Annotated in this window: 2 protein-coding genes; both read right to left on the reverse strand. The window is 71.8% G+C overall.

Annotation, left to right across the window (positions count from 1 at the left end; genetic code table 11):
* Positions 1-20: 20 nt before the first annotated feature.
* On the reverse strand, positions 21-815 hold the full coding sequence (locus tag E1293_RS46335; RefSeq protein WP_132206425.1) for an SDR family NAD(P)-dependent oxidoreductase: 795 nt from the start codon (positions 813-815) through the stop codon (positions 21-23).
* 53 nt (positions 816-868) lie between these two features.
* Positions 869-2438, reverse strand: a 1570-nt coding sequence (locus E1293_RS46340) for an MMPL family transporter (RefSeq protein WP_132206427.1), incomplete at its 5' end; no start/stop codon positions are given.

Below are 2438 nucleotides of genomic sequence, written 5' to 3' on the forward strand. Positions count from 1 at the left end.
GGGTGGGGGCGGCCCGGCCGTCAGGGGAGGATGGCGTCTACGTAGCCGCCGTCCACTCTCAGGGCGCCGCCGGTTGTGGCTGAGGCGTGGTCGGAGCTCAGGTAGACGACCATGTTCGCTATCTCCTCCGGTTCGATGAGGCGCTGGATGAGGGAGTTGGGGCGGTGTTCGGCCATGAAGCGGCGCTGGGCGTCGTCCCAGGGGAGGTCTTCTCCGACCAGGTCGGCGACGAAGTCTTCGACGCCGCCGGTGTGGGTCGGGCCCGCGAGGACCGTGTTGACGGTGACGCCCGTGCCGGCGGCGGCCTTCGCGTAGCCGCGGGAGACGGCGAGGAGCGCGGTCTTCGAGACGCCGTAGTGGACCATCTCCTCGGGGATCACTACTGCGGAGTCGCTCGCGATGAACTGAATACGGCCCCAGGCACGTTCGATCATGCCGGGCAGGTAGAGGCGGGCGAGGCGCACGCCGGACAGGACGTTGACCTCGAAGTACCGGCGCCACTCGGCGTCGTCGATCTCCAGGACGGGACGCGCCTCGAAGATGCCGAGGTTGTTGACCAGGATGTCTACGTCGGGGAGTTCGCTGATGAGCGCCTCCGCGCCCTCGGCGGTGGCCACGTCTGCGGCGACGCCTTTCAGATCGGCGTCGGGTAGCTCGTCCCGGAGGGCGCGCAGGGTCTCCTCGACGGTCTTGGCGGAGCGGCCGTTGATCACTGTGGTGGCGCCGGACCGCGCCAGGCCCGCGGCGATGGCGCGGCCGATGCCCTTGGTGGAACCGCTGACGAAGGCGGTCCGGCCGGTGAGATCGATGTCCATGAGCCGATCCTTCCCTACTCGGCGCCGCTAAGCCCACCCGGGGCCGGCCGGCGTCAGGGGCGCTCCAGGGCCACCTTTGGGAGGCGCCTGGCCAGCCCCGCGGGCAGCCACCAAGCGTGCCTGCCGAGCAGCTGCATGACGGCCGGGACGATGAGACAGCGGATCACCAGCGCGTCCAGGAGGACGGCGACGGCGAGGCCGAGGCCGAACTGCTGGAGCATCCGGTCGGGGCTCAGCACGAACGCCGCGAACACGACGATCATGATGGCGGCGGCGGCCGTGATGACCTTGCCGGTGGCGGCCAGGCCCTCGCGGACGGCGTGCGACGGGTCCCGCGTGTGCTCCCATTCCTCGTGGATGCGGGAGATCAGGAAGACCTCGTAGTCCATGGAGAGGCCGAACACGATCGCGAAGATCATCACGGGGATGAACGCCTCGATGGGGCCGCTCTGCGCGCCGAACCGGCCGTCCTGGAACACCAGGGTGATCGCGCCGAGCGCCGCCGAGATCGACAGCAGGTTGAGCAGCGCCGCCTTGACCGGGATCAGGACCGAGCGGAACACCACCATCAGCAGCAGGGCCGACAGGCCGACGACCACGGCGACGAACAGGGGCATGCGCGCCGAGACCGCGTCCGAGAAGTCCTGGGTTGCGGCGGTGGGGCCGCCGACCAGGTAGTCGACGCCGGTGCGGTCCGACAGCGACGGGAGCACGTCGTCGCGCAGTTCGTGGACGAGGTCGGTGGTGGCCGCGTCCTGCGGAGCGGTGGTGGGGTAGGCGATCACGGCTGAGACCGCGCCGTCCTTGGACGGGAAGGCCGGGGTGGCGGCGGCGATGCCGTCGGTCTGGGTCAGGGTGGTGTGGAGCTGCCCCGGGTCGCCTTGGGCCACGACGATCAACGGGCCGTCGAAACCCGGGCCGAACCCCTTCGCCAGCAGGTCGTAGGCCTGGCGGCTGGTGCTGGACGGGGCGTCGTTGCCGGCGTCCGCGAAGCCGAGGCGCATGTCCAGCGCGGGCGCCGACAGGGCGAGCAGGGCGGCGACGGCGACGAGCAGCGCGGGGACGGGACGGCGCTGGACGGCCGAGGCCAGCCGCCGCCAGCCGCCCTCCCGCGGCCGCCGCTTGGCGGCCCGCTTGAGCACCTGGCGCTGGATGCGTCCGCCGAAGACGCCGAGCAGCGCCGGCAGCAGCGTCAGCGACGCCGCCATGGTGACCAGCACGGTCAGGGCGACGGCGAGCGCGACGCCCTGGAGCGACCCGAGGCCGAGCGCGATCAGGCCGAGGAGCGCGATGATGACGGTGCAGCCGGCGAAGAAGACCGTCCGTCCGGCGGCGTCCAGGGCCCGGCGGGTGGCGGTGGCCGGGTCGGAGCCGTCCCGCAGTTCGTGCCGGTAGCGGTAGAAGATGAGGAGCGCGTAGTCGACGCCGACGCCGAGGCCGATCAGCATCATGATCGGCGGGGTGAAGTCGGCGACCGTGAACGCGTGCGAGGCGAGCGCGATCAGCCCGATCGCGCCGCCCACCGCGAACAGCGCGGTGACCAGGGGGAGTGCGGCGGCGACGAGGGAGCCGAACAGCAGCACGAGGATGACCAGGGCGGCGAGCATCCCCGCGCCCTCGGCC

It is taken from the genome of Actinomadura darangshiensis (assembly GCF_004349235.1).
GTDB lineage: Bacteria > Actinomycetota > Actinomycetes > Streptosporangiales > Streptosporangiaceae > Spirillospora > Spirillospora darangshiensis.

Coding starts and splice junctions, on each gene's coding strand:
- E1293_RS46335 (WP_132206425.1), bottom strand. CDS start 815: ATGGACATCGATCTCACCGGCCGGACCGCCTTCGTCAGCGGTTCCACC.